Origin of the sequence: Streptomyces sp. NBC_01546, from assembly GCF_045208355.1 — a bacterium.
GTDB lineage: Bacteria > Actinomycetota > Actinomycetes > Streptomycetales > Streptomycetaceae > Streptomyces.
In genome coordinates this window covers 8,323,604-8,342,534 of record NZ_CP109379.1, presented here as the reverse complement: position 1 = coordinate 8,342,534, position 18,931 = coordinate 8,323,604, and the positions used below count along the sequence as shown (strand labels likewise).

The 18,931-nt window shown below is 67.1% G+C and carries 18 protein-coding genes and 4 pseudogenes; 10 read left to right on the top strand and 12 right to left on the bottom strand.

The genetic code is table 11. The features are described from left to right. Positions 1-14: 14 nt before the first annotated feature. The 3 genes from OHA89_RS38155 to OHA89_RS38145 all read right to left on the bottom strand — a co-directional run bounded on the left by OHA89_RS38155 (position 15) and on the right by OHA89_RS38145 (position 2,530). Positions 15-446, bottom strand: a complete 432-nt coding sequence (locus OHA89_RS38155; RefSeq protein ID WP_266616733.1) for a VOC family protein — start codon at positions 444-446, stop codon at positions 15-17. 200 nt (positions 447-646) lie between these two features. Beyond that, positions 647-1,117 (bottom strand): S1 RNA-binding domain-containing protein, encoded by a 471-nt coding sequence (locus OHA89_RS38150; protein WP_406368759.1) that lies wholly within the window; start codon positions 1,115-1,117, stop codon positions 647-649. A gap of 318 nt (positions 1,118-1,435) precedes the next feature. Next, complete coding sequence (locus OHA89_RS38145) at positions 1,436-2,530, bottom strand: DUF4037 domain-containing protein (RefSeq protein ID WP_406368147.1); 1,095 nt, start codon at positions 2,528-2,530, stop codon at positions 1,436-1,438. 141 nt (positions 2,531-2,671) lie between these two features. Here OHA89_RS38145 and OHA89_RS38140 point away from each other — a divergent pair, with 141 nt between their 5' ends. Next, positions 2,672-3,202, top strand: coding sequence for a GNAT family N-acetyltransferase (locus tag OHA89_RS38140; RefSeq protein WP_406368146.1), 531 nt, complete (start codon positions 2,672-2,674; stop codon positions 3,200-3,202). Between the two features lie 386 nt (positions 3,203-3,588). Here OHA89_RS38140 and OHA89_RS38135 read toward each other — a convergent pair whose 3' ends face one another. Beyond that, a complete protein-coding gene (locus OHA89_RS38135; RefSeq protein WP_406368145.1) occupies positions 3,589-4,107 on the bottom strand; it encodes an ATP-binding protein in 519 nt (172 codons plus the stop codon). Positions 4,108-4,545: 438 nt separating this feature from the next. Between OHA89_RS38135 and OHA89_RS38130 the strand changes: the two genes are divergently transcribed. The 3 genes and pseudogenes from OHA89_RS38130 (at position 4,546) to OHA89_RS38120 (ending at position 8,428) form a co-directional block, all read left to right on the top strand. Then, entirely contained in the window at positions 4,546-4,989 is a 444-nt protein-coding gene (locus tag OHA89_RS38130) for a hypothetical protein (RefSeq protein ID WP_266616739.1), read from the top strand. A gap of 314 nt (positions 4,990-5,303) precedes the next feature. Continuing rightward, a pseudogene (locus OHA89_RS38125) lies at positions 5,304-6,505 on the top strand (IS110 family transposase). A 573-nt stretch (positions 6,506-7,078) separates the two neighbouring features. Continuing rightward, a complete protein-coding gene (locus OHA89_RS38120; RefSeq protein ID WP_266616823.1) occupies positions 7,079-8,428 on the top strand; it encodes a pentapeptide repeat-containing protein in 1,350 nt (449 codons plus the stop codon). Positions 8,429-8,479: 51 nt separating this feature from the next. Here the strand turns inward: OHA89_RS38120 and OHA89_RS38115 are convergent. Continuing rightward, positions 8,480-9,250, bottom strand: a pseudogene (locus tag OHA89_RS38115) (transposase). A gap of 104 nt (positions 9,251-9,354) precedes the next feature. On the opposite strand from OHA89_RS38115, the gene OHA89_RS38110 reads away from it, so the two are divergent. Next, entirely contained in the window at positions 9,355-10,005 is a 651-nt protein-coding gene (locus OHA89_RS38110; RefSeq protein ID WP_406368144.1) for a hypothetical protein, read from the top strand. A gap of 51 nt (positions 10,006-10,056) precedes the next feature. Here OHA89_RS38110 and OHA89_RS38105 read toward each other — a convergent pair whose 3' ends face one another. Continuing rightward, positions 10,057-10,476, bottom strand: coding sequence for a transposase (locus OHA89_RS38105; protein WP_406368143.1), 420 nt, complete (start codon positions 10,474-10,476; stop codon positions 10,057-10,059). 277 nt (positions 10,477-10,753) lie between these two features. Continuing rightward, positions 10,754-11,131 (bottom strand): hypothetical protein, encoded by a 378-nt coding sequence (locus OHA89_RS38100; protein ID WP_323186138.1) that lies wholly within the window; start codon positions 11,129-11,131, stop codon positions 10,754-10,756. A 282-nt stretch (positions 11,132-11,413) separates the two neighbouring features. Between OHA89_RS38100 and OHA89_RS38095 the strand changes: the two genes are divergently transcribed. Together OHA89_RS38095 and OHA89_RS38090 are read left to right on the top strand one after the other, a co-directional pair. Beyond that, positions 11,414-11,575 carry a hydrophobic protein gene (locus OHA89_RS38095; protein WP_323186139.1) on the top strand — a complete coding sequence of 54 codons (162 nt, stop codon included), beginning with the start codon at positions 11,414-11,416 and terminating at the stop codon, positions 11,573-11,575. A gap of 373 nt (positions 11,576-11,948) precedes the next feature. Next, on the top strand, positions 11,949-12,317 hold the full coding sequence (locus OHA89_RS38090; RefSeq protein ID WP_266616745.1) for a PRC-barrel domain-containing protein: 369 nt from the start codon (positions 11,949-11,951) through the stop codon (positions 12,315-12,317). Between the two features lie 140 nt (positions 12,318-12,457). On the opposite strand, the gene OHA89_RS38085 is transcribed toward OHA89_RS38090, so the two are convergent. Then, positions 12,458-13,222, bottom strand: a complete 765-nt coding sequence (locus OHA89_RS38085) for a peptide ligase PGM1-related protein (protein WP_406368142.1) — start codon at positions 13,220-13,222, stop codon at positions 12,458-12,460. A 686-nt stretch (positions 13,223-13,908) separates the two neighbouring features. Here OHA89_RS38085 and OHA89_RS38080 point away from each other — a divergent pair. The 3 genes and pseudogenes from OHA89_RS38080 to OHA89_RS38070 form a co-directional block, all read left to right on the top strand. Then, positions 13,909-14,034 (top strand): hypothetical protein, encoded by a 126-nt coding sequence (locus OHA89_RS38080; protein WP_406368141.1) that lies wholly within the window; start codon positions 13,909-13,911, stop codon positions 14,032-14,034. Positions 14,035-14,425: 391 nt separating this feature from the next. Then, positions 14,426-14,779: pseudogene (locus OHA89_RS38075) on the top strand (Ku protein); the annotation flags it as partial. A gap of 477 nt (positions 14,780-15,256) precedes the next feature. Beyond that, positions 15,257-15,447, top strand: a pseudogene (locus OHA89_RS38070) (FAD-binding protein); the annotation flags it as partial. A 144-nt stretch (positions 15,448-15,591) separates the two neighbouring features. Here the strand turns inward: OHA89_RS38070 and OHA89_RS38065 are convergent. The 4 genes from OHA89_RS38065 to OHA89_RS38050 all read right to left on the bottom strand — a co-directional run bounded on the left by OHA89_RS38065 (position 15,592) and on the right by OHA89_RS38050 (position 18,931). After that, positions 15,592-15,915: a plasmid stabilization protein gene (locus tag OHA89_RS38065; protein WP_406368140.1), complete on the bottom strand. Its 324-nt coding sequence runs from the start codon at positions 15,913-15,915 to the stop codon at positions 15,592-15,594. Between the two features lie 112 nt (positions 15,916-16,027). Further along, positions 16,028-16,417, bottom strand: coding sequence for an SRPBCC family protein (locus OHA89_RS38060; RefSeq protein WP_266616859.1), 390 nt, complete (start codon positions 16,415-16,417; stop codon positions 16,028-16,030). 115 nt (positions 16,418-16,532) lie between these two features. Continuing rightward, a complete protein-coding gene (locus OHA89_RS38055) occupies positions 16,533-16,982 on the bottom strand; it encodes an SRPBCC family protein (RefSeq protein WP_266616861.1) in 450 nt (149 codons plus the stop codon). 176 nt (positions 16,983-17,158) lie between these two features. Further along, positions 17,159-18,931 carry a complex I subunit 5 family protein gene (locus OHA89_RS38050; RefSeq protein ID WP_406368139.1) on the bottom strand — a complete coding sequence of 591 codons (1,773 nt, stop codon included), beginning with the start codon at positions 18,929-18,931 and terminating at the stop codon, positions 17,159-17,161.

The window sequence follows — 18,931 nt, the reverse complement described above, 5'->3', positions numbered from 1 at the left end:
GTCTCGGAGGAGAATCAGGCGAGGCAGAACTCGTTGCCCTCGATGTCCTGCATCGTGATGCACGACTCGTTGACGCCATCGGCGCGCTGCGTCAGCACGTGCTTCGCGCCGAGCGCCATCAGCCGTGCGCATTCGGCCTCGAGTGTGGCCAGGCGCTCGTCACCCACGAGCCCTGTGCCGACCCGCACATCAAGATGCACCCGGTTCTTGACGACCTTGCCTTCGGGAACTCGCTGGAAGAGCACGCGCGGGCCCACACCCGAGGGATCAGCGCACGCGAAGTAGACCTCGTCCTCAGACGGCAGCGAGTGGTGGTACTCCTCCCACGCGGCAAAGCCCTCCGGGACTGTCGGTACGACGTACCCCAGCACCTCGCACCAGAAGGCGGCGAGGCGCGCAGGTTCCGCGCAGTCGAAGGTCACTTGGAACTGCTTGATCGTTGACATCGGCGCACGATAACAGGGGCCCTGCTCATCTCCCCGGGCGGGTGGATCCACACGTTGCCGGGAGGACGGCCCCCGCCATCCGCTGCCGTGTCGTGCGGTCACAGGGGTGAACCGAGGCCGGCGCCTCTTCCAAAGAGTGGGACCCAGGATCCGATCTCAGCCGCCCACTCTCATGCCAAAGATCAGTTACGGAACAGCCCTTAGCTCGGATGTGCCTGCTGTTCTTCATTTGCGCCATTGACCAGCGAAACACGCACTTGTCTGCACTGGAGGTTGATGTAGTCAACCCTGACTGCAACTTCATCACCGATTTCAGCGTGCCCCACCCCGACATCGACCGGACTAGAACCTGGCAGAAGGCCTTCGATTCCCGAATGGAGGCGCACAAAAAATCCGATGGGAGTGATTTTAGCGACCCGCCCGAGGCAAGTCTCACCCAGCTGTGTACGTGCAAATTCAATGAAAGGGTCGACAGTAAGGTCTTTAACGGAAAGAGAGATATCATTTCGGTCGGGGTCGAAACTCATGAAGACGACTGCGACTTCTTCCCCGACGCTAGCGACTTGCGATGGATGATCTACTCTTTTCCATGAAAGGTTGGCCGCGGAGACCCTCCCACGCACCCCTCCCTCGAGAGTGACCGTCAAACAGAAATCATCCACGCCGGAAATTACCCCCTACACACTTGACCAGGCTCAAGGCCCATGCTCACCTCCACAAAAATCAATGACTTGAAGACAGAAGATATTGCTCTGCATCACGCATGCGATCAATCTTCCCAACGATACCCTTGATAGAAGTTGATCCATTTCTTGTCCTGGATGAACGAATTGAAGTGAGGGATATCCCCCCTCGCCCCCGGCCAACGGCTGACGCTCCATCCTCGCAGCACTCACCACAACGGTCACAAGATCCGCGACAGAGCCGATAGACGTCCCCAATCGTCGGGCCGCTTCACTCTCTCCTTCCATCGCTTTGAGACGGAGGTCTCAGGGGAAGAGCAGACCGTTGGTGGCGGCGCGTGTCAGTTCCGGGTGGCTGAGGACGTCCGCGCTGTCGACGAACTGGTCGACGGTGCCGATTGTCGGCAGGGAGCTAATGTCAGGGTCGGTGATACGGGTGCTCAGCGCCGCGGTGAAGCGTTCGGCGTGCAGAACCTGGAATGGTCTGGTGTGGTAGGGCCGCGTGGCGGGGTCGACAGGGTCGGTCAGGCCGAGCTGGTTGTGTGCGGCCGCGACCGCCTCGTAGGCGCGGGCCAAGTGGTGCTCGCGGGTGTGCCAGTCGGTGGCGGCGAGAGCCGCGGTGAGGACCGGGGTGAGGGCGGGTGCCTGGGGAGTGCGGGCGAAGGCGCTGCCGAGCCATTTGCCGTAGGGCGGGTAGCGGCGCTCCATGAGCAGGCAGAGCCGCATCAGATCGCGTACCAGGCGGGCTGCGACGACAGCGGAGCCGAGTTCATCGCCCACTTCGCCGCAGCGGCCGACGAAGGCTTCCTCCTGGGAGACGCGCTGCCACTGGCAGGCGAGTAGGTAGAGCCAGAGGTCGTGGGGGTACCAGTCGAGGTTGGCGCGGGCTGGTGCGAGTTGTCCGAGTCCGTCGTGGAAGACGACACCGGCAGTGACCTCTGCGAGGAGCTGAGTCGGGGTGGCCAGCCAGTCCGCCAGGGTGATGCCGGTACGCGGGTCGAAGCCCAGTTGCGCGGTGAACCAGGCGCCTGGGTCTGTGACTTCGACTCGGTGGTGGACTGGCCCGTCAGTTGTCTGCATGACCCGGATGCCTGCTTCGCCGGCAGGGGCGAAGTGCGTCGGGTAGCCGCGGAAGGTTTTCGGCAAGCGTTCGGAGAGCAGCGCCGTGATCCTCGCGCCGTGGCGGATGACGTCCTGCGAGCGCAGGAAGATCTGCAGGCGGGGTCCCCACTCGTGGTCGGCGGAGCGGGCGGTGTCGAATCCGAGGACTTCCGAGCCGCTGCCGAGGCGGGCAGCGGAGTGCGCAACCCCCGGGGCGGCCTCGTCCAGCAAAGGCCGCACGGCTTCGAGGTAGAAGCGGTGGGAGAGTTCCAGTCCGGGGATGAAGGACGACGTGGTCATGCTGGAGAGGGTGCCGGATCGGCGTTCGGCCGGTCGAAGGTTTTTCCCCGCACCGGGCCTTTCTCCCCACATGGCCGGCGGTGAAGCGTGATGGGCTCCCTGATCTTGATCTTCCCACGGCGCCCCATTCATGATCGTCCTATGAGTCAGCACTCGGTAGCCTTGGACAAGATCGTTTTGGAGGACTGGCCGGCCGTTCACTCGTGGGCGTGCCTCCCGGAGGTGTGCCGCTATCAGTCCTGGGGGCCGAACACAGAGGTCCAGACGCAGGACTTCGTGGACTCCGCGGTCAAGGCCTGGTCGGGCACCCCTCAGCGCCGGTTCCCCTACGTCGCCCGCGTCGGGCGGGATGTCGTGGGCATGGGTGAGCTGCATGTCCGCAGCCATAAGCAGCGCCAGGGCGAGATCTCGTACATCGTGCATCCCCGGGTATGGGGGCAGGGGATCGGCACGGAAATAGGCCGGCAGCTGCTCGCGCACGGGTTCGGCGAGCTGGGGCTCCATCGGATCCATGCCACCTGCGACCCGAGGAATCTCGGCTCCTCCCGAGTCCTGTCCAAGATCGGCATGACGCATGAGGGACGCCTGCGCGACACAGCGCTGCTCCACGACGGCTGGCGAGACTCCATGATCTTCAGCAGCCTCGAAGAGGAATGGCGCTCCACCGCGTAGCCCCGCCCGCGTGGTGCTGTCGATTCTCGTGAACATCGACCCCGGCGCGGACCGGGCGCCTTCCAAACCCGCGAACAACTGACTTCACAACCGGGTTCTGGCACACATTCCGTGAACGATCTTGCTTGCCTTCCGTCAGCAGGACGTCGCCATCACGTGAGCTGGTCGGATTGGATGTCACGAGAGCCTGCTGGAGCCCGAGTCGAGATCGTTCACGGCTCATCTCCATGAGCCGAAGCTCAGTAGTTGTCACTGGCAGAGCCGGATGACATGGCGAATGGGACCGAACGAAGTAGCCTTGTTGTCACCAGTGAGGCACGCGACTTGTCACAAATGCTGATACAACAACCCATGTGTCACCAGTAACGAAGATCGACGGGCGAACCTCAACTCTTGACGGCCTCCGCGATCTGCAAGGCGGCCTGGGAAGGCGTGAGGTGCGTGGTGTCGACGACCTCGGCCTCACCGTGCAGCCACGTGCGGGCCGCCTCGGCGTAGGGCTCGAGGTATGCGAGACGGAACGGGGAAGGACCAAGGTCCGTGTCCCCCTCGATGCGCCCGCGGAGGGTGTCCTGGTCAGCATGAAGAACGAAGTGCCGTACTGGAATCGCATGCTGGGCGAGGCCCGAGTTGATCTCGCGCCAGTACTGCTCGACCAGGACAGTCAGCATCACCAGAGTGCCACCGGTGTAGTCGAGTACGCGCCGGGCGGTCTCGACCACGAGCGGCCGCCACGGCGACCAGTCCTGGAAGTTACCCGTCCAGGGCAGCCCCGGCTTGATGTCCATGAGCGTCTCGCCGACCTTTTCGGCATCGAACACCCGTGAATCCGGGATCAGCTGCTGCACAAGTGCACTGGTCGTCGTCTTGCCTGCGCCGTGGGTGCCGTTAAGCCATACGATCATGGAACCAACGCTAGCGCCGTGCGAGACGCAAGTGGTCTCAACCGCCAAGATCAGGTGGCACCTGTCGCGAAAGAGTCGCACCGACTGGGCATGCCGCCCAGTCGGTGACAAACAGCCTGCCCCAGTGCCAACTATCGTGCTTCGGCTCATCTCCTGTGCCGAAACGCGATAGTTGTCACCATCGGCGCCCGCTGACCTGCGACTTCGGCCGAGCGAAGCACAGTGGTTGTCACCAGATCGGCGCGCTACCTGTCACCAGCAGCGCGCGAAGCACGGTGGGCGTCACCGGCTCCGACGCTCTGCTGGTCGCTGGCCCGGATAGTCAGCCTCGTGTGGCTTGAGCATTCCAATTGGAGACGGTCGCCACGCAGAGCGCTCAGGCAGTTAGGTTCAGGCGGACGGTGGAACCGGTCCTGTCCGGGCGATGTCTGAGCAGGCATGGATGATCTTCTGTTTTTCGCCCTCGTCTTCGGGCCGTTCCTGGCGCCCTGCATTGGCCTGGCCGCCGCCGTCGCGGTCGTCCGACGGGTGTGTAAGCAGCAGCCGTTCCTGGTCGGACACCTGCCCAGCGTCACCACCTGCGCTCTGGTAGCGGTCTTGGCTGGCGCGGCGGCGTACGGCGCGTACTCGTGGGGTGTGATGTCGGGGTTCTACATCCTGGACCCGGATCAGATGTGCGCGTCGATGGGCGTTTCGGGCGATCATGTGGTGACGCGATGGACGTTGCCGGTCAGTGCTCAGTGCGTCACGTCAGATGGTGTGGGAACCGAACTGGCCCCGGGCTGGGTGAATCCCATGATCTTCACAGGTCTCGCGCTCCTGCTACTGGCCTTCGCCACAGGAACCCTCGCGGTCACGCGTCGGCGTCTCTCCCCGCGGTGAAGCACTCACTCGCACTCCTTACCTACGCGCACACGAGATCCACATCTAGCCAACCATGACGCTCACCCTCCAGCTCAAACACTCCTTACCGTGTTGGCGGGTTGATTCCGGTCCTTCCTACGATCGGGAGACCCGGGGGCCTGGGCGTGGCTTAAAACGCTCATGCCGTGGTTGTGGCTTTGACTGATTGGCCGCCCAGTGCCCCGCGACGACACGGCCACTCATTGGGATGAGCAAACACGGATCGCTTCGGAAGGACACGTCGGCGTGGTCGTCTGCAGGGACCAGTCAACCGATCGACGAGGGAGGCTCGGGTGCACGAGCTCTGGGCGGGGACGGATGCCGGCAAGGCCGCGCATCACTACACGGTGATCGATACGGACGGGACGAAGGTGCACTCGCGCCGGGTGCCGAACAACGAACCCGAACTGCTGGAGCTGATAGGCGACGTCCTCGCATTGGCCGAGGGCAGCCCCGTGACCTGGGCAGTCGATCTGAATGCCGGCGGTGCCGCACTTCTGATAGCCCTGCTGGCAGGCCATGGCCAGCGGCTCCTCTATGTCCCCGGCCGCACTGTCCACCACGCGTCCGCGGCTACCGGGGCGATGGCAAGACGGATGCGAAGGACGCCTACGTCATCGCCGACCAGGCACGGATGCGCCGGGACCTCCAGCCGCTGCAGGAGTGGAACGAGATCGCGGTGGACCTGAAGATCCTCACCGCCCGCCGCTACGACCTCGCAGCCGACCGCACCCGCGCCATCAACCGGATGCGAGCCCAGCTGCTGGAGTACTTCCCCGCCCTCGAGCGGGCCTTCGACTACGCCGCGTCCAAGGCCGCCCTCATCCTTCTCACCGGTCACCAGACACCCGCCGGCCTGCGGCGGACCGGCACTAGCCGGCTGGCGACATGGCTGAGGAACCGCAAAGTCCGTGGCGCCCAGGCCATCGCTGACACCGCCGTCGCCGCAGCCCAGGCCCAGCACACAGCCGTGGCAGGCGAGAGCACCGCGGCGGCCGTGGTGCACATCCTCGCCAAGGAGGTGCTGGCGCTGGACGAGGAGATTGCGGACATCGACGGGCAGATCGCAGCCCGGTTCGGTGAGCACCGCGACGCGGAGGTGATCCTCAGCATGCCCGGCATGGGCCCCTTGCTGGGAGCCGAATTCATCTGCACCGGCGGGGACATGGACGTCTTCGGCAGCTCGGGGCGACTTGCCGGGGTCGCCGGCCTCGCTCCAGTCCCACGGGATTCCGGTCGCATCAGCGGCAACATGCGCCGACCACATCGCTACCACCGTCGGCTCCTACGCGTCTTCTACCTCTCGGCACAGATCGCCGCTCGGTTCTGCCCTACTTCCAAGACCTTCTACGACCGCAAGCTAGCCGAAGGCAAGAGCCATAAGCAGGTGATCCTCGCGCTCGCCCGGCGCCGCCTCGACGTTCTGTGGGCCCTCATCCGCGACCCGCGAACGTTCGAGGTTCAGCCACCTCAGCGCGGTCTCGCCGTCAGCTGACCTCTGATGTCTTGAGGCAGCGCATGCTGCCTGCTGCCGAAATGGGTTTCAGCTGCTGATGAGAGGCTCATAGGGGTAACCCTCCGACGTGAGGATGAGGACGAAGTCCTCTCCCCGGTCGGTGGAAGAACGCTAATACGGGTGGCGAGCCCCACCCCCCGAACTCGGTGGTTTGACGCCATATCCAGCCATCGCGGACGACAAGTGTCCCGAACGCGCGCCTCGCCGCAGTGAGGAAGGTTCGTGTCTGAGCGCGAGCGGCTTTAGCTGGTCCGGGTGTTCGAGCAGCTCTCTTCGGGCACTCCCCCAAGATCCGGCCCGAGGCCTTCGAGGCAGGTCACTAGTCCGGGCCAGGCAAATCTCGCCACCTGGAGCGCAGGTTCGAGTACAGAGCCGCGCGTGTGTGCAGGTCCACGCGAGAGTTGAAGAGAGTTGAGGACAATTGTTGTCCGGATCGCGTTGAACTCCGAGATCCGATGGGCCAGGTAGGCGCTCGGTCCCTCGTGACCTGTGATCCATCGATCCTGCGGGCCTAGCTGCAACCGCGGACCCCCGATCCATGTCTTCGTGCTCATGACGGCTAATAGGTGGCAGCGATCAACCATGGATGATCGAGAGTTGCGACTGTGGAGGGTCGGCCGGGCCCTGACCGTTGCCTTCGTCGCTGCCGTCCTGGTCGCGGGCAGTATTTTCTACGGGCTTGTGGCCGTGCTGGGCTTCAAGGAGATCGACAGCGCGGCGAAGCTCGACGCTAAGACGCTCTTCGACTTGGTGAAGCTTTCCTTCGGGGTGGTCGCCGGGGCCGGTGCGCTCGTCGCCCTGGTCGTCGCGTACCGCCGCCAGCGCGTCGATGAGACCGGCTCCCACCGCGAAGCCACCCGGCTCCACACTGAGCGCTTCTCCCAGGCCGTCGACAAACTCGGATCGGACTCACCGGCCGTCCGACTAGGGGGCGTCCATGCCCTCGCCGGCCTTGCGGACGACGCCCCCGACGACAGCCTGCGCCAGACCTGCATCGATGTTCTGTGCGCATACCTCCAGCTCCCCTTCATCCCCGACCCAGGGGAGGATCCCGCCCACCAGGAGGAACACCACCGCTACCTGGCCTTCCGCAAGGTCCGGCACACCATCCTGCGGCTTATCGGCGACCACTACCGACGCCCCCGGGGAACCCACCGCTCCTGGCAGGGCTGCGATCTCGACCTCACCGGCGTCACCGTCGACGGCTACATGGACTTCAGTGGCACGGTGTTCTCCGGTGGCAGGGTGTCCTTCCGCGACGCGGTGTTCTCCGGCGGCAGGGTGTTCTTCGACGGGGCCGTGTTCTCCGGTGGCACGGTCCACTTCGGAACGGCCGTGTTCTCCGGCGGGGCGGTGTCCTTCAGCGGGGCCGTGTTCTCCGGCGGCTTGGTGCCCTTCGGCGGGACAGTGTTCTCCGGCGGCACGGTGTCCTTCCGCGACGCGGCGTTCTCCGGCGGCAGCGTGTACTTCGACGGGGCAGCGTTCTCCGGCGGTTCCGTGAACTTCGACGGGGCAGCGTTCTCCGGCGGTACCGTGAACTTCGGCGGGGCCGCGTTCTCCGGCGGCGCGGTGTCCTTCAGCAGGGCGGTATTCTCCCTCGGCGTGGCGTTCTTCGGCGGGGCAGCGTTCTCCGGCGGCGCGGTGACCTTCAGCAGGGCCACGTTCTCCGGCGGCATGCTGTCCTTCGGCGACGCAATATTCTCCGGCGGCGCGGTGTCCTTCCGCGACGCAAGGTTCTCTGGCGGCGGGGTGGACTTCAGTGAGGTACAGCTCTCTGGAAGCGGGGGGATGGATTTCGCTGGGGCAACAGGTCCAACCCCCAATGGGCTCCTTGCTGCCGCTGGCACTCCCATTCCTGTGACAGTCACTCTGCCCTCCTCATGGCTAAGGGCTGTCCCGTAAAGGATCTTCGATTCGCCTCGGGCGTGGTTGACCGTGGTGAAGCCCGTTGATCTATCCGGCGAGGGCGAGGTTGTGCATCTGGGCGATGCCGAGCATGGCGGTAGTCGACGCCGTCGCCTCTGAGGCGGCAGTCGCGGAGGATCTTCCAGGTCTTCATGCGGGCGAAGACGTGCTCGACCCGGGCTCGGACCTGCTTGTGGGACCTGTTGTGGTCCTCTTTCCAGGCCGGGAGCTCGGTCTGGCCGCGCTCGCGACGGTGCGGGATGACGAGTCCGGTGCCCGGGTAGCCGCCATCGGCGATCGTGAGGGTCTTACCGACGGCAGCCTTGGCGCCGGACTCCGGCCATGCCTTGCAGTCGTTGCGGTTCCCGGCGAGCGGCTGGCCGACCACCACGATCAGGCAGGTGTCGGCGTCGATGACGACCTGGTGGTTGGTGGAGTACCGGTAGTTCTTTGACCGCTCGGCGATGGTGTGGTCCCGGGCGGGGACCAGGGTGCCGTCCACGATGAGCACGGCATCCTTGGCGAACCGCTTGCGGGGCTGGAGGGCGAGCATCGGTCCGAGGTGGTCGATGATCCGGTCCGCCGCCGACTTGGACACTCCGAACAGCGGGGCGAGCTGGCGCATGGTCAGGTTCGTTCGCCAGTACGCCACGACCAGCAGGTCCGGTCCTCCAGCTGAAGGCTCCACGGCCGGCCCTTGCGAACCGCGTCCGCACCCTGGCGCCGCAGAACCGTCACCAGCTTCCCGAAGGCACGCGGGCTCAGCCCGGAGAACGGGGCTATCCAGGACGGCTCCGACGCCGTGATCACACCAGCCACACCGTGATCGTTCCAGCCAGAGGAGGCCGAGCGAGTGCTTTTCCGCGCAAGGTCAGCGGCCACCAGTGCTGCGCCTGCCGACATGGCCAGTCCAGAATGCTGCCGTGACCGAAGACGAGCAGAGCGGCATAGAACCGCATTCATTCCTGACTTGCGCGACAGAAGTGGCTCGGCTGCTGGGCGTCGGAGACGTCGCCATGAAGCCGAACGACCAGGCTCGCCACCTCGCCCTTGCGGTGCGTAAGCCCCTGCTGGAACGCACGAGTCTGCCTGGTGAGTTGTTCGCCCCGTTGATGGCTGCAGCCGTATACGACCCGGATCCCAGCTTCTGCCGCTGGTTCGTCGAGCCGGCGGTCTACGCGTTCGGACGCCGCCGTGTGATGGCGGCATTGGTCGACTATCTGCGGATCGGCACGGATGCTGAGCGAGCGGGTGCCGTGCGAGCCTGGTACAGCGCGCATGTGCCCTTGCGCGCAGATCGGTCCCCAGCGTACGGACACGGCGGGGTACGTGATCCCGCTCTGGACGAGTCACAAGACATCAAGGCCGCGTGGCTGGAGGCATCCATGCGGGTGTTCGCCGAAGCCACCGACCTTCAGATGCGCCACCGCGTCCTGCTGGGCCTGCCGACCTCCCGCGCGGCATACCCGCCTTCCCTGCACAAGCTACTTGAAAGCACACTCGCATCCGCCCGAGTCCATCCCGACCTGCACATCCGTCGCTGGGCCGCAGCAGCAGACCGCGAGGGAGTCTGAGCCCGATTCTCACCCCTCCTGGCAGTTACGGGACAGCCCTTACTGAGGTTTTCAGGGTGGGGTCGGTGGGTCGATGGCCAGATGTGTGGCCGTGAGGCAGCCGTCGACCAAGTGGGGTCGGAGTTGGATTCTGTGTAACTCGCGGCGGAGTGTGCGGTCGAGGTCGTCGGGTGTGGCGAAGGCGGTGTTGGCCATCGCTCTGCGCACGAGTGACCAGACGGCCTCGACGGGGTTCAGGTCGGGTGCATAGGGCGGGAGCCGGACGGTGGTGAGCCAGTCGTGCTCGGCCTCGTAATGTTTCAGCCCCGCGGCCAGGTGGGTGTTGAGATTGTCCCAGACCACCACGATCGGGCCGCCGAGCTGGATGTGAGCCCGCACCAGCAGTTTGCCGGTGTCGCACCAGCCGCGGTCGCCGGCTGGGCGGACTGGGCGGACCTGCCGCCCGAGCAGGCCCGGGTCGGCCTGGTCCACGCGGCCTCCAACGTCTTTGCGGTGGCCTGCTACACCGCGTCCCTGGCCGCTCGGCTCTGCGGCCGCTCGGCGCGGGGCCGGCTGTGGGCACTGAGTGGGATGACTGCCGTAGCCGTCAGCGGCGCGCTGGGCGGGCACGTGGCCTACCGACAGGCCGTCGGAGCGCACGCCGCAGCATGAGGGAGCTTCTGCGCTCCCGCTCCATCCCGTCGGACGAGCCCCGGTCGTCAGCTGAGTTCCGGGGGACTCACCGGCGCCCGCCGGGGCGGGCCTTCTTTCAGGCGGGGGGCGTTGCGGTGTGGTCAGGATGGTGGTGAGTGCGGCGAATCGGTTTGAGGCGGGCCTCCAGGAGGTGGCCCCGCCCACCGGCCGCCTCGTCGACGACGTCCCGTTCCACTGCGGCGAACGGCTGGTAGTAGGTGGAGTTGCATGCCTCGACGATCTGGAACGTCCAGTGGCCCGGGATGACGTTGCGGCCCACGATTTCACGCTCCACCCGATCGGCCTGCTCCTCGTGCCCGGCCTCGCGCAAGAGCCGGGCCGCGTCGCCGAGCTCGAAGTCCGCGGGCCCGGTCAGCTGGTGGAACCCGTAGAGGTGACCGCGGGCCCGCTCCGTGGTTTTCAGCGCTTTCGAGAGCGCACCCAGAGCGCGCACCGTCTTCTCGTCGACACCGTCCGGAACCTGGTGTTGCCGGAACCATCTCGTGATTGCTGTCCATGGAGGATGTTCTGCCCGTAGGACGCTTCACCGGTGGAGGGATGGGGCCAAGCGGCGTAAGAAGGTCTCCCCAAATGCATCGTTCCCGACACCGCTCCGTCGCACCGTCGCAGAATGCAGGCAGAATCTCCTGCCCAGCCATCAGGATAAGAAACAAATAAGAATCGAATGCATGTCCTGGGTGCGGTCGGGCACACGGTTCTTCGGAGGTTGATAACTATGGTCCCCCTGCTTCTCGTTCTTCTGCTGGTCCTTCTCCTCTTCGGAGCGGGTTTCGCGGTGAAGATTCTTTGGTGGGTGGCTATCGCGGTCCTGGTCCTGTGGCTGATCGGTTTCGTCGCCCGACCCAAGGGCGGTAGTGGCCGCTGGTATCGCTGGTAGCTGTAAGGCGAAGCGCAGTTCTGACACTGCATGGGCGGTGGCCGGTCAATCCCTTCCTGGGGGCGACCGGCCACCGCCATGTCATGGTCTGCAGTCCTACGCTAACCCGGAACGGATAAAGGCACATACCCCGGGCATCCGGAGGGCAGCCGGGACGGTCGCCGTGATGCAGCAGGGAACCTGCTCACCTCCAATGATCGACGGCCGCCCCGGTCCCGTATTTCGATCCGGGTGCGTGAAGCCATAAAGGCGGGGAAGACGAAGTCCAGGCGGAACGCAGCACAACCGCCGAACACAGCGTACGGAACAGGGAGGATCGGTGGGGAGTTCGCTATTCCGCCGTCTCCCGTTGACCGGAGGAGTTGCTTTTCGCGTGACTGAGCATGTGTGGAGCTACCAGCCGACCGCGGGCCACCTGGCCGGTACCGATCTGACCGGCTACAAGGTCGAGGCGACCGACGGCAGCATCGGCAAGGTCGACAAGCACTCCGACGAGGTCGGTGACGCCTACCTCGTCGTGGACACTGGCGTGTGGATCTTCGGCAAGGAGGTCCTCCTGCCGGCCAGCACCGTCGTCAGGATCGACACGGAGGACCAGAAGGTCTTCGTCGACCGCACCAAGGAACAGATCAAGAACGCCCCCGAGTTCCACCGGGACAAGCACCTCGGCGACGCCGGGTACCGGGAGGAGCTGGGCACGTACTACGGCACCGGCGCCCCCTTCGGCGGCCGACCCGCGTGATCGCATTCCCGCACGACGAGGCCGGTCCCGATACCCAGGAGGGTGTCGGGACCGGCGTCGTAGGGGTCACCCGCCCTCGAATCCGAAGACCTCGGCCAACGCGGCTCCCTGCTCCTCCACGTCGCCGGCGTTCCTGGCGATCACCGCGTACCGCCAGGAACGGCCGGCGGCGCATCGGCGTAAAGGACCACGCCCTCGCCGCGCTCCGGGTCGAACGCGAGGTGGGAGGCGCGCAGCCGGGCGAGGGCTGTTTCGAAGTCCATGGGGCTCCGCGTCCAACCCTTCGACACGGACCAGGCCGGGTGGGGTTCGGCCGATTCTGCGGTCAGCCGGGTGACCATGGCGTGCGGGGTGGTGGTAGCCGTACGACGGATGTTGCTCTCACTCGCGCACATGACGCCGTCCGTGTCGACCAGCCCGTCGAGCCCGAAGGGCTCGGCGTAGCCATGGTCGGCCAGGTGCCGGCCCAGGGCCGTCCCCCACTCCTCCAGTTCGCCGGCCACGTGCGCGCAGGACGGCGGCAGTGGAGAGGCGTATCCCGTGAAGGACCCCTGAACCGTGCGCATCGCACCGCTGAAGAGCGCGTGTGCCACGGAGGCGGCCACCTCCATCTGGATACTGACCGACTCGGCCACGTCGAGGCACTCCTCCACCACCCACAGGCCCTCGGGCCCGCCGACCGTATCGAGCAGCAGGCTCGCCTCGCCCCTCAGGTCGTCGCGGGACACGAAGCGCATTCCGTGCCCTCCCGCCGAACGGTCGGGCTTCACCACGACACGCTCGTGGTCCCGCAGGAGTTCGCGGGCCACGCCTTCGGCCTCCGGGCGCCGGCACATCCGCCCCGCGGGCAGCCGCATGCCCAGTCGTCCGGCCGTCTCGCGGCCGAGTCGGGAAATGTCGGCCACATCCTCTTACCGAGGCCGGGCGGGCCCCACGACGACACGGCGACATGGCGGACGGGCACCCGGGCGGCGGAGCGTGAACGGGGAGCCGGGGGCACGGAGGACAGCGGAGATTGGGCCGGATGAGAGCGGGCAGGCGCGGAACTGAGAAAGCCATCTCTGAACAAGCCGGGTGCACCATGCCGAACGCAACCACTCACACCCGCGAGCACACGCAGACCGGTTCGCTGACCCATCCGCTCCCGTCGGAGCCGGGCCCGGTACCTCCTACTCACCTCTTCCCGGGCGATCCGCACACGCCAAGGCCGGTCCCGAGGCCAGTCCCCGATCCGGAGCCGGTGCCGGACCCCCCGCCGTCACCTCCGCCCCGGTAGGGCCGACTCCGTTCCCGACTGCAGGGAGTAACCATGGGTACCCCTCCCAACGATCCCGTTCTGCCCAGTCCCACCCCGGCGCCGGGCCCCGGACCCGGACCGCAGCCCGGACCGGTCCCCGGTCCCGTCCCGGCTCCGGGCGGGCCCGACCCCGTGCCGCCGGCCCCGCCGCAGCCCGAACCCGATCCCCAGCCGTCACCTGGCCCGCGACCGGAGCCGCACCCGCAGCCGGGTCCACTGCCCGGGCCCGTCCCGGCACCGGAGCCCGTCACTTGAGGGTGGGACGCCGTGCGGCCGTGCCGCTTCAGAAGAAGCTTGAGACTGCAGTTCCTCACCCCGCTGTGCGCACGACCAGGCCCGATCGCCTCCGTACGCCTCGACACCTCCCGTGAGATCGACGCCCCGGACCGGGCCGTCGACTTGGGCTGGCGGGAGCTCTGAACACCGACCGAGGGGTGGCCGGGCGGCACGGTCAGGCAACCACAACCACCCAGGCCGAGCTGATCGCCGTACCCCACAAAGAGGTGCCGCTGGAGGACGCTGTCGCCGCTCCTGTGCTGCCTGACGGCCCCAACCGCCGCTTCCGCACCTGCCCTTCCGCCGCCCTGAACCTCGGCCAGGGTCCCGTCGGCGCAGGTCGGGCCATCAGGTCTCACCGACGTCGGATCCGGCGGGGGCGACCGTGTTGCCCCCGCCCCGGGTAGGCGCTCGGTGCGAGCTCAGCACTACGTGAGGGCGGTGATCGTCATGGCGCGCCCGGTGTGGGCAGGAGTTCTGTCGTTCGGGCTGGTCAGCCTGCCGGTAGGCCTCTACGGCGAACGACAGCCACACGATCCGTTTCCACCAGCTCGAGACCGGAAAGGAAGTCGAGCTTGACGACATCGTCAAGGGTTATGAGACCGACGAAGAGTACGTGCTGGTCGAGCCCAAAGAGCTCGACGACATAGCGCCCGGGCGCTCCCGCACTCTGGAGATCAGCGGGTTCGTCGACCTCGACCAGGTCGCTCCAATCTTCTTCGACAAGACCTGCTACGTCGGCCCGAGGCGGAAGGTGTACAGCAAGGCGTACGGCCTGCTGCAGAAAGCCCTGGCGAAGGCGAACCGGGCGGGCGTCGCCACCTTCGTGATGCGCGGCCGCCAGTATCTGATCGCGCTGAAGGCCGAGGACGGCATCCTGACCCTGCACACACAGCACCGGGCCGACGAGATCCGCGACGCACCAGGAGATCCCCGACCCACCCCAGAAGACACGTGTCCGCGCCAGCGAGATGGAGATGGCCGATCAGCTGATCAGCGCCCTGTCCACGGACTGGGATCCCGACGCCTTCCAAGACACCTTCCAGGAGAAGGTCACCGCCCTCATCGAAGCGAAGAAGGCGGGCGAGAGGGTCGAGAAGGCCGAGCCACCAGTCAAGCCCACCGGCACCGTGGACCTCATGGACGCGTTGCGTCGAGCGGGCCCGCAGCCCCAAGGACACCGGCGAGAAGGCCACCACGAGCGGCAAGGCACGGAAGAGTACGCCGTCCGGAAAGAAGCGCGTCACCTCCAGTCACTCACTCACCTCGCTCACGAAGGCCGAGCTCTGCAAAAGGGCCGCAGCCGCACATGTCCCCGGCCGCTCTTCATGACCCACGACCAGCTCGCCGACGCCCTCGCCTCCAGACGGCCGTGGTCATCGACTGGACGAAGCACTGCCACCGTCTGGTGTCCGTGGACCCCGCACGGCGGGTCTGTGTCGTGGAGCCGGGCATCGTGCTGGACGAGCTAAACCGGCAACTGTCCCCGACCGAGCTGAAGTCGGCCCGAAGCCGGCCACCCACAGCCACTGCCCCCTCAGCGGCATGATCGGCAACATCTTGAACCGGCGGTGGCCCTGGCGACGGCGGCGAGTGCTGCGGGGCGGCAGCCCGGCATCGCGGCATCGGTGGAAGCCGCTGACGGGCCGTGCCCCGCCCACCTGAGCATCCGGGGGACCTGCTGGAAATCCTGGCGGGGGTTCAGTGGCCGAGGGCCCTCTTGAGTTCGGCCTTGTCCATCTTCGAGCGGCCCTCGATGCCCCGCTGCTTCGCCTCGTTGTACAGCTGCTCCTTCGTGGGGCCCTGCGAGCCGCTGTGGGAGCGCTGCCCGCCCCGCTTCGAGGAGGACATGTCGTGCGTGGAGGACCGGCTCGCGGTCTTCGACTCACCGGAGCGGGCACGTTCCTTGTTGACGGTGCGCGCCGCGATCTCCTTGGCGCGCTTCGTGCTCTCGCCGCGCTGCTCGGCGCTCTCCTTGATGTGCTCGTACTGGCGTTCACGCTTGGGGCTGGAACCGCGAGGCATGGTCGCTCCTCGACTCGTCGCGTGCCGATCCGATGGTGGATCCACCGGACCCGCTCTGCGCCTGCCCGGACGGGAGCCGCTCACACCATCTCCATCGACGTGGTCCGGCGGGTCAGCCGGCCGCGCCGTCGACGCGGAGGCGTACCTGCTCCTCCAGGCGCGCGAGACTGCGGTCGAGGGCGTCATTCGCCGCCTGCTCCCCGGGATCGGATTCCCCGGTGAGGAACGAAAGGTGGACGGTCACCTCGGCGGTACCGCCGTCGTGGCCGGCCACCTGAAGCCACCCGGTGTACCCGCCGTTCTCCCGGGTCCCCCACTCAAGCCGCATCTGGTCCGCCCTGGCGCGCAGAACGGCTGCCTTGTCGTCCGCGGCGCCGTCCTCGCGCACGCTCACGGCAGGCAGCTCCTCGGCGTGCACGTGCAGTTCGCGCGGGAGCCACTGATCCATCTGCCCGACGTTGGACGCCTGGTCAAGGACGTGCTCCGGCAGCGCGGGCATCATGCGCGAAAGTTCGTACTCGTCATCAGATCGTCACCTCTCGTCCGTTCCGCAGAGTCCATACCGACGCGTCACCGCCTGCCGGGACGCGACCGCTCCCGGCAGGCTGGTGTGCCGGTCAGACGCTGCCGCGCCAGGAGCCCGTCTCGGCGCCGCGGTCCTCGATGAAGTGCTTGAACCGCTTCAGGTCGCCCTTGACCTGCCGGTCGACGAACCCGAGCTTGTCCCCGATGTTCTCCGCCATCCCCTCGGGATCGAAGTCCATCATCAGTGTCACCTCGGTGTGGGCCGGGTCGAGGGGCCGGAACGTGACCAGGCCCGACTGCTCGGTTTCACCGCCCACGGTCACCCAGGCCACCTTCTGGTCCGGGACCTGCTCGGTGATCTCCGCATCGAACTCCCGCTCCACCCCGGAGATCTTCGTCACCCAATGCGTGAGCGTGTCCGTTCGCTGCTCGATCCGCTCCACACCGTCCATGAACTGCGGAAACGACTCGAATTGCGTCCACTGGTTGTAGGCCGTCGTCACCGGCACATCAACCTCGATCGATTCCGTCACCTGCGACATCAGGAACATCCCCTTCTGTTGAGTGGTCGGCCGTACCGTTCGGCATCGGCTCGTCAGAACCTCCGGTCCTCGCGCCTGCCCACCGCAGAACGTGGCAACCACCCCGAGCCGTCCTACCGGCACAGGCTTTCGGTCCGCTCCGGAAACGCTTCGCTACCCCGATCAGTCGAAGTCGGTCAGATGTACAGGGCCACGGCGACGCACAGGGCGGCCATGCCCGCGGAGAGCCAGGCCAGGTTGTCGCCGAGCAGTCCCGAATGCAGGCCGCGCAGCGGCCGCAGGACGGCGGTCGCTGACCGACGCAGCGGTTCGCGTGTACGGCCGAAGAGGGCCGCGCCCGCGAAAAGGCAGGCCAGCACCGCCGACGTCACCCCCAGCGCCACGCCCTCCGGGGCCCACCCGGGTTCCGCTCCCGTGGCCTGCCCGGGGTGACCCGTGAACAGCTCGCTGCCCCGGGCCAGGCTCCCGGCGACGCCGGGGAGGACGCCGACCAGCAGGCACAGGAAGAGCAGCGCAGCGGGCACCGCGACCATGGGCCACGGCGGCCGCCCCTCGGGCAGGCGGACCTCGGGCTCCTCGCCCTCGCCGGTGGTCTCGGCGTCCCCCGGGCGCTCGGCGGGCCTCTGGCCCGCCCCCCAGAAGATCCGGGCAGCCGCCCGCAGCACGGCCCCGCCTGTGACGGCGGAGCACACCACGTACCCCGCCGCCAGAACGCCCCCGGAGTCCTCTTCTCCGAGCGCCTTGCCCAGCCCGCTCCCGAAGGGCGGCAGCCCGGCGAGGACGAGTGCCCCCAGTACGAAGAGCAGCCCGACGGTCCTGTGTCCGCATGCCCTCCCGTACAGGCCGTGCTCGTCCACGGAGCCGTACTGGGAGAGCAGCACTCCGGTCAGCCCGAAAAGGGCCGCTTTCACGCAGCCGTGTCCGGCGACGTAGATGGCGGCGCCGGTGAGTCCGGCCGGGGTCAGTAGGGCGATGCCGAGGAGGAACAGGCCGGTGTGGCAGATGGTCGAGAAGGCGAGCATGCGCTTCAGGTGGCGCTGCTGCCAGCACATGAGCGCGCCGAGCAGCGCCGTGATCACGCCCAGGACGACGAAGGTGGCCCGGAAGGCGGTCGGAGGGATGCCGCCGGGCCCCGAGAAGACGGTCCAGTAGACCCGCGCCGTCCCGTAGAGCCCGAGTTCCACCATCACCCCCGACATGAGCATGCAGACAGGGGTGGGTGCGACGGCGTGGGCGTCGGGCAGCCAGAAGTGGAAGGGTACGACGGCCGCCTTCACCAGCAGGGAGGTGACGACGAGGACGAAGGCGAGGACGACCAGAAGGTCCGTGGGGCGCCCGGCCAGCTGTTCTCCGATGCGGGAGAGGCCCAGTTCGCCGGTGCGGGCGTAGAGGAGGCCGATGCCCAGCAGGGAGCAGTACGCGGCGAAGGAGGTGACGATCGCGAACGTCAGGGCGCCTTGGAGCGGCCGGGGGTCCTCGATGCGGAAGCCGGTGAGCGCGTACGCGGCCACGCTCATGAGCTCGAAGAAGACGAAGGCGTTGAAGAGGTCGCCGGTCAGGGCGAAGCCGACCATGCCGGCCTCGAAAAGGAGGACCAGGGCCGGGAACACGCCCGCGTGTTCGCCGGACGGCTCGTCGAAGTACCGCCACGAGTACACGATCACGGCGAGGACCAGGACGGCGGCGAGGAGGGCGAGCCCGGCGCCGATCGAGTCGGCGACGAGCAGGATGCCGAGGTCCTCGGGAAGGCCTCCGGCCCGCACCGTCACGCGATCGGCCGCGTGCGGCCACAGCATGACCAGGCAGGTGAGGTCGGCTACAGCTGTGGCCGTGGCGAGGATGTCGCACCCGAGCCGGGGCAGCCGGCGTCCCGCCGCGGCCAGCAGGGCTGCTCCCACCAGGGGGATGGCGACGGCCAGCGGCAGCAATGCCTCGGCGGTGTCCGGCAC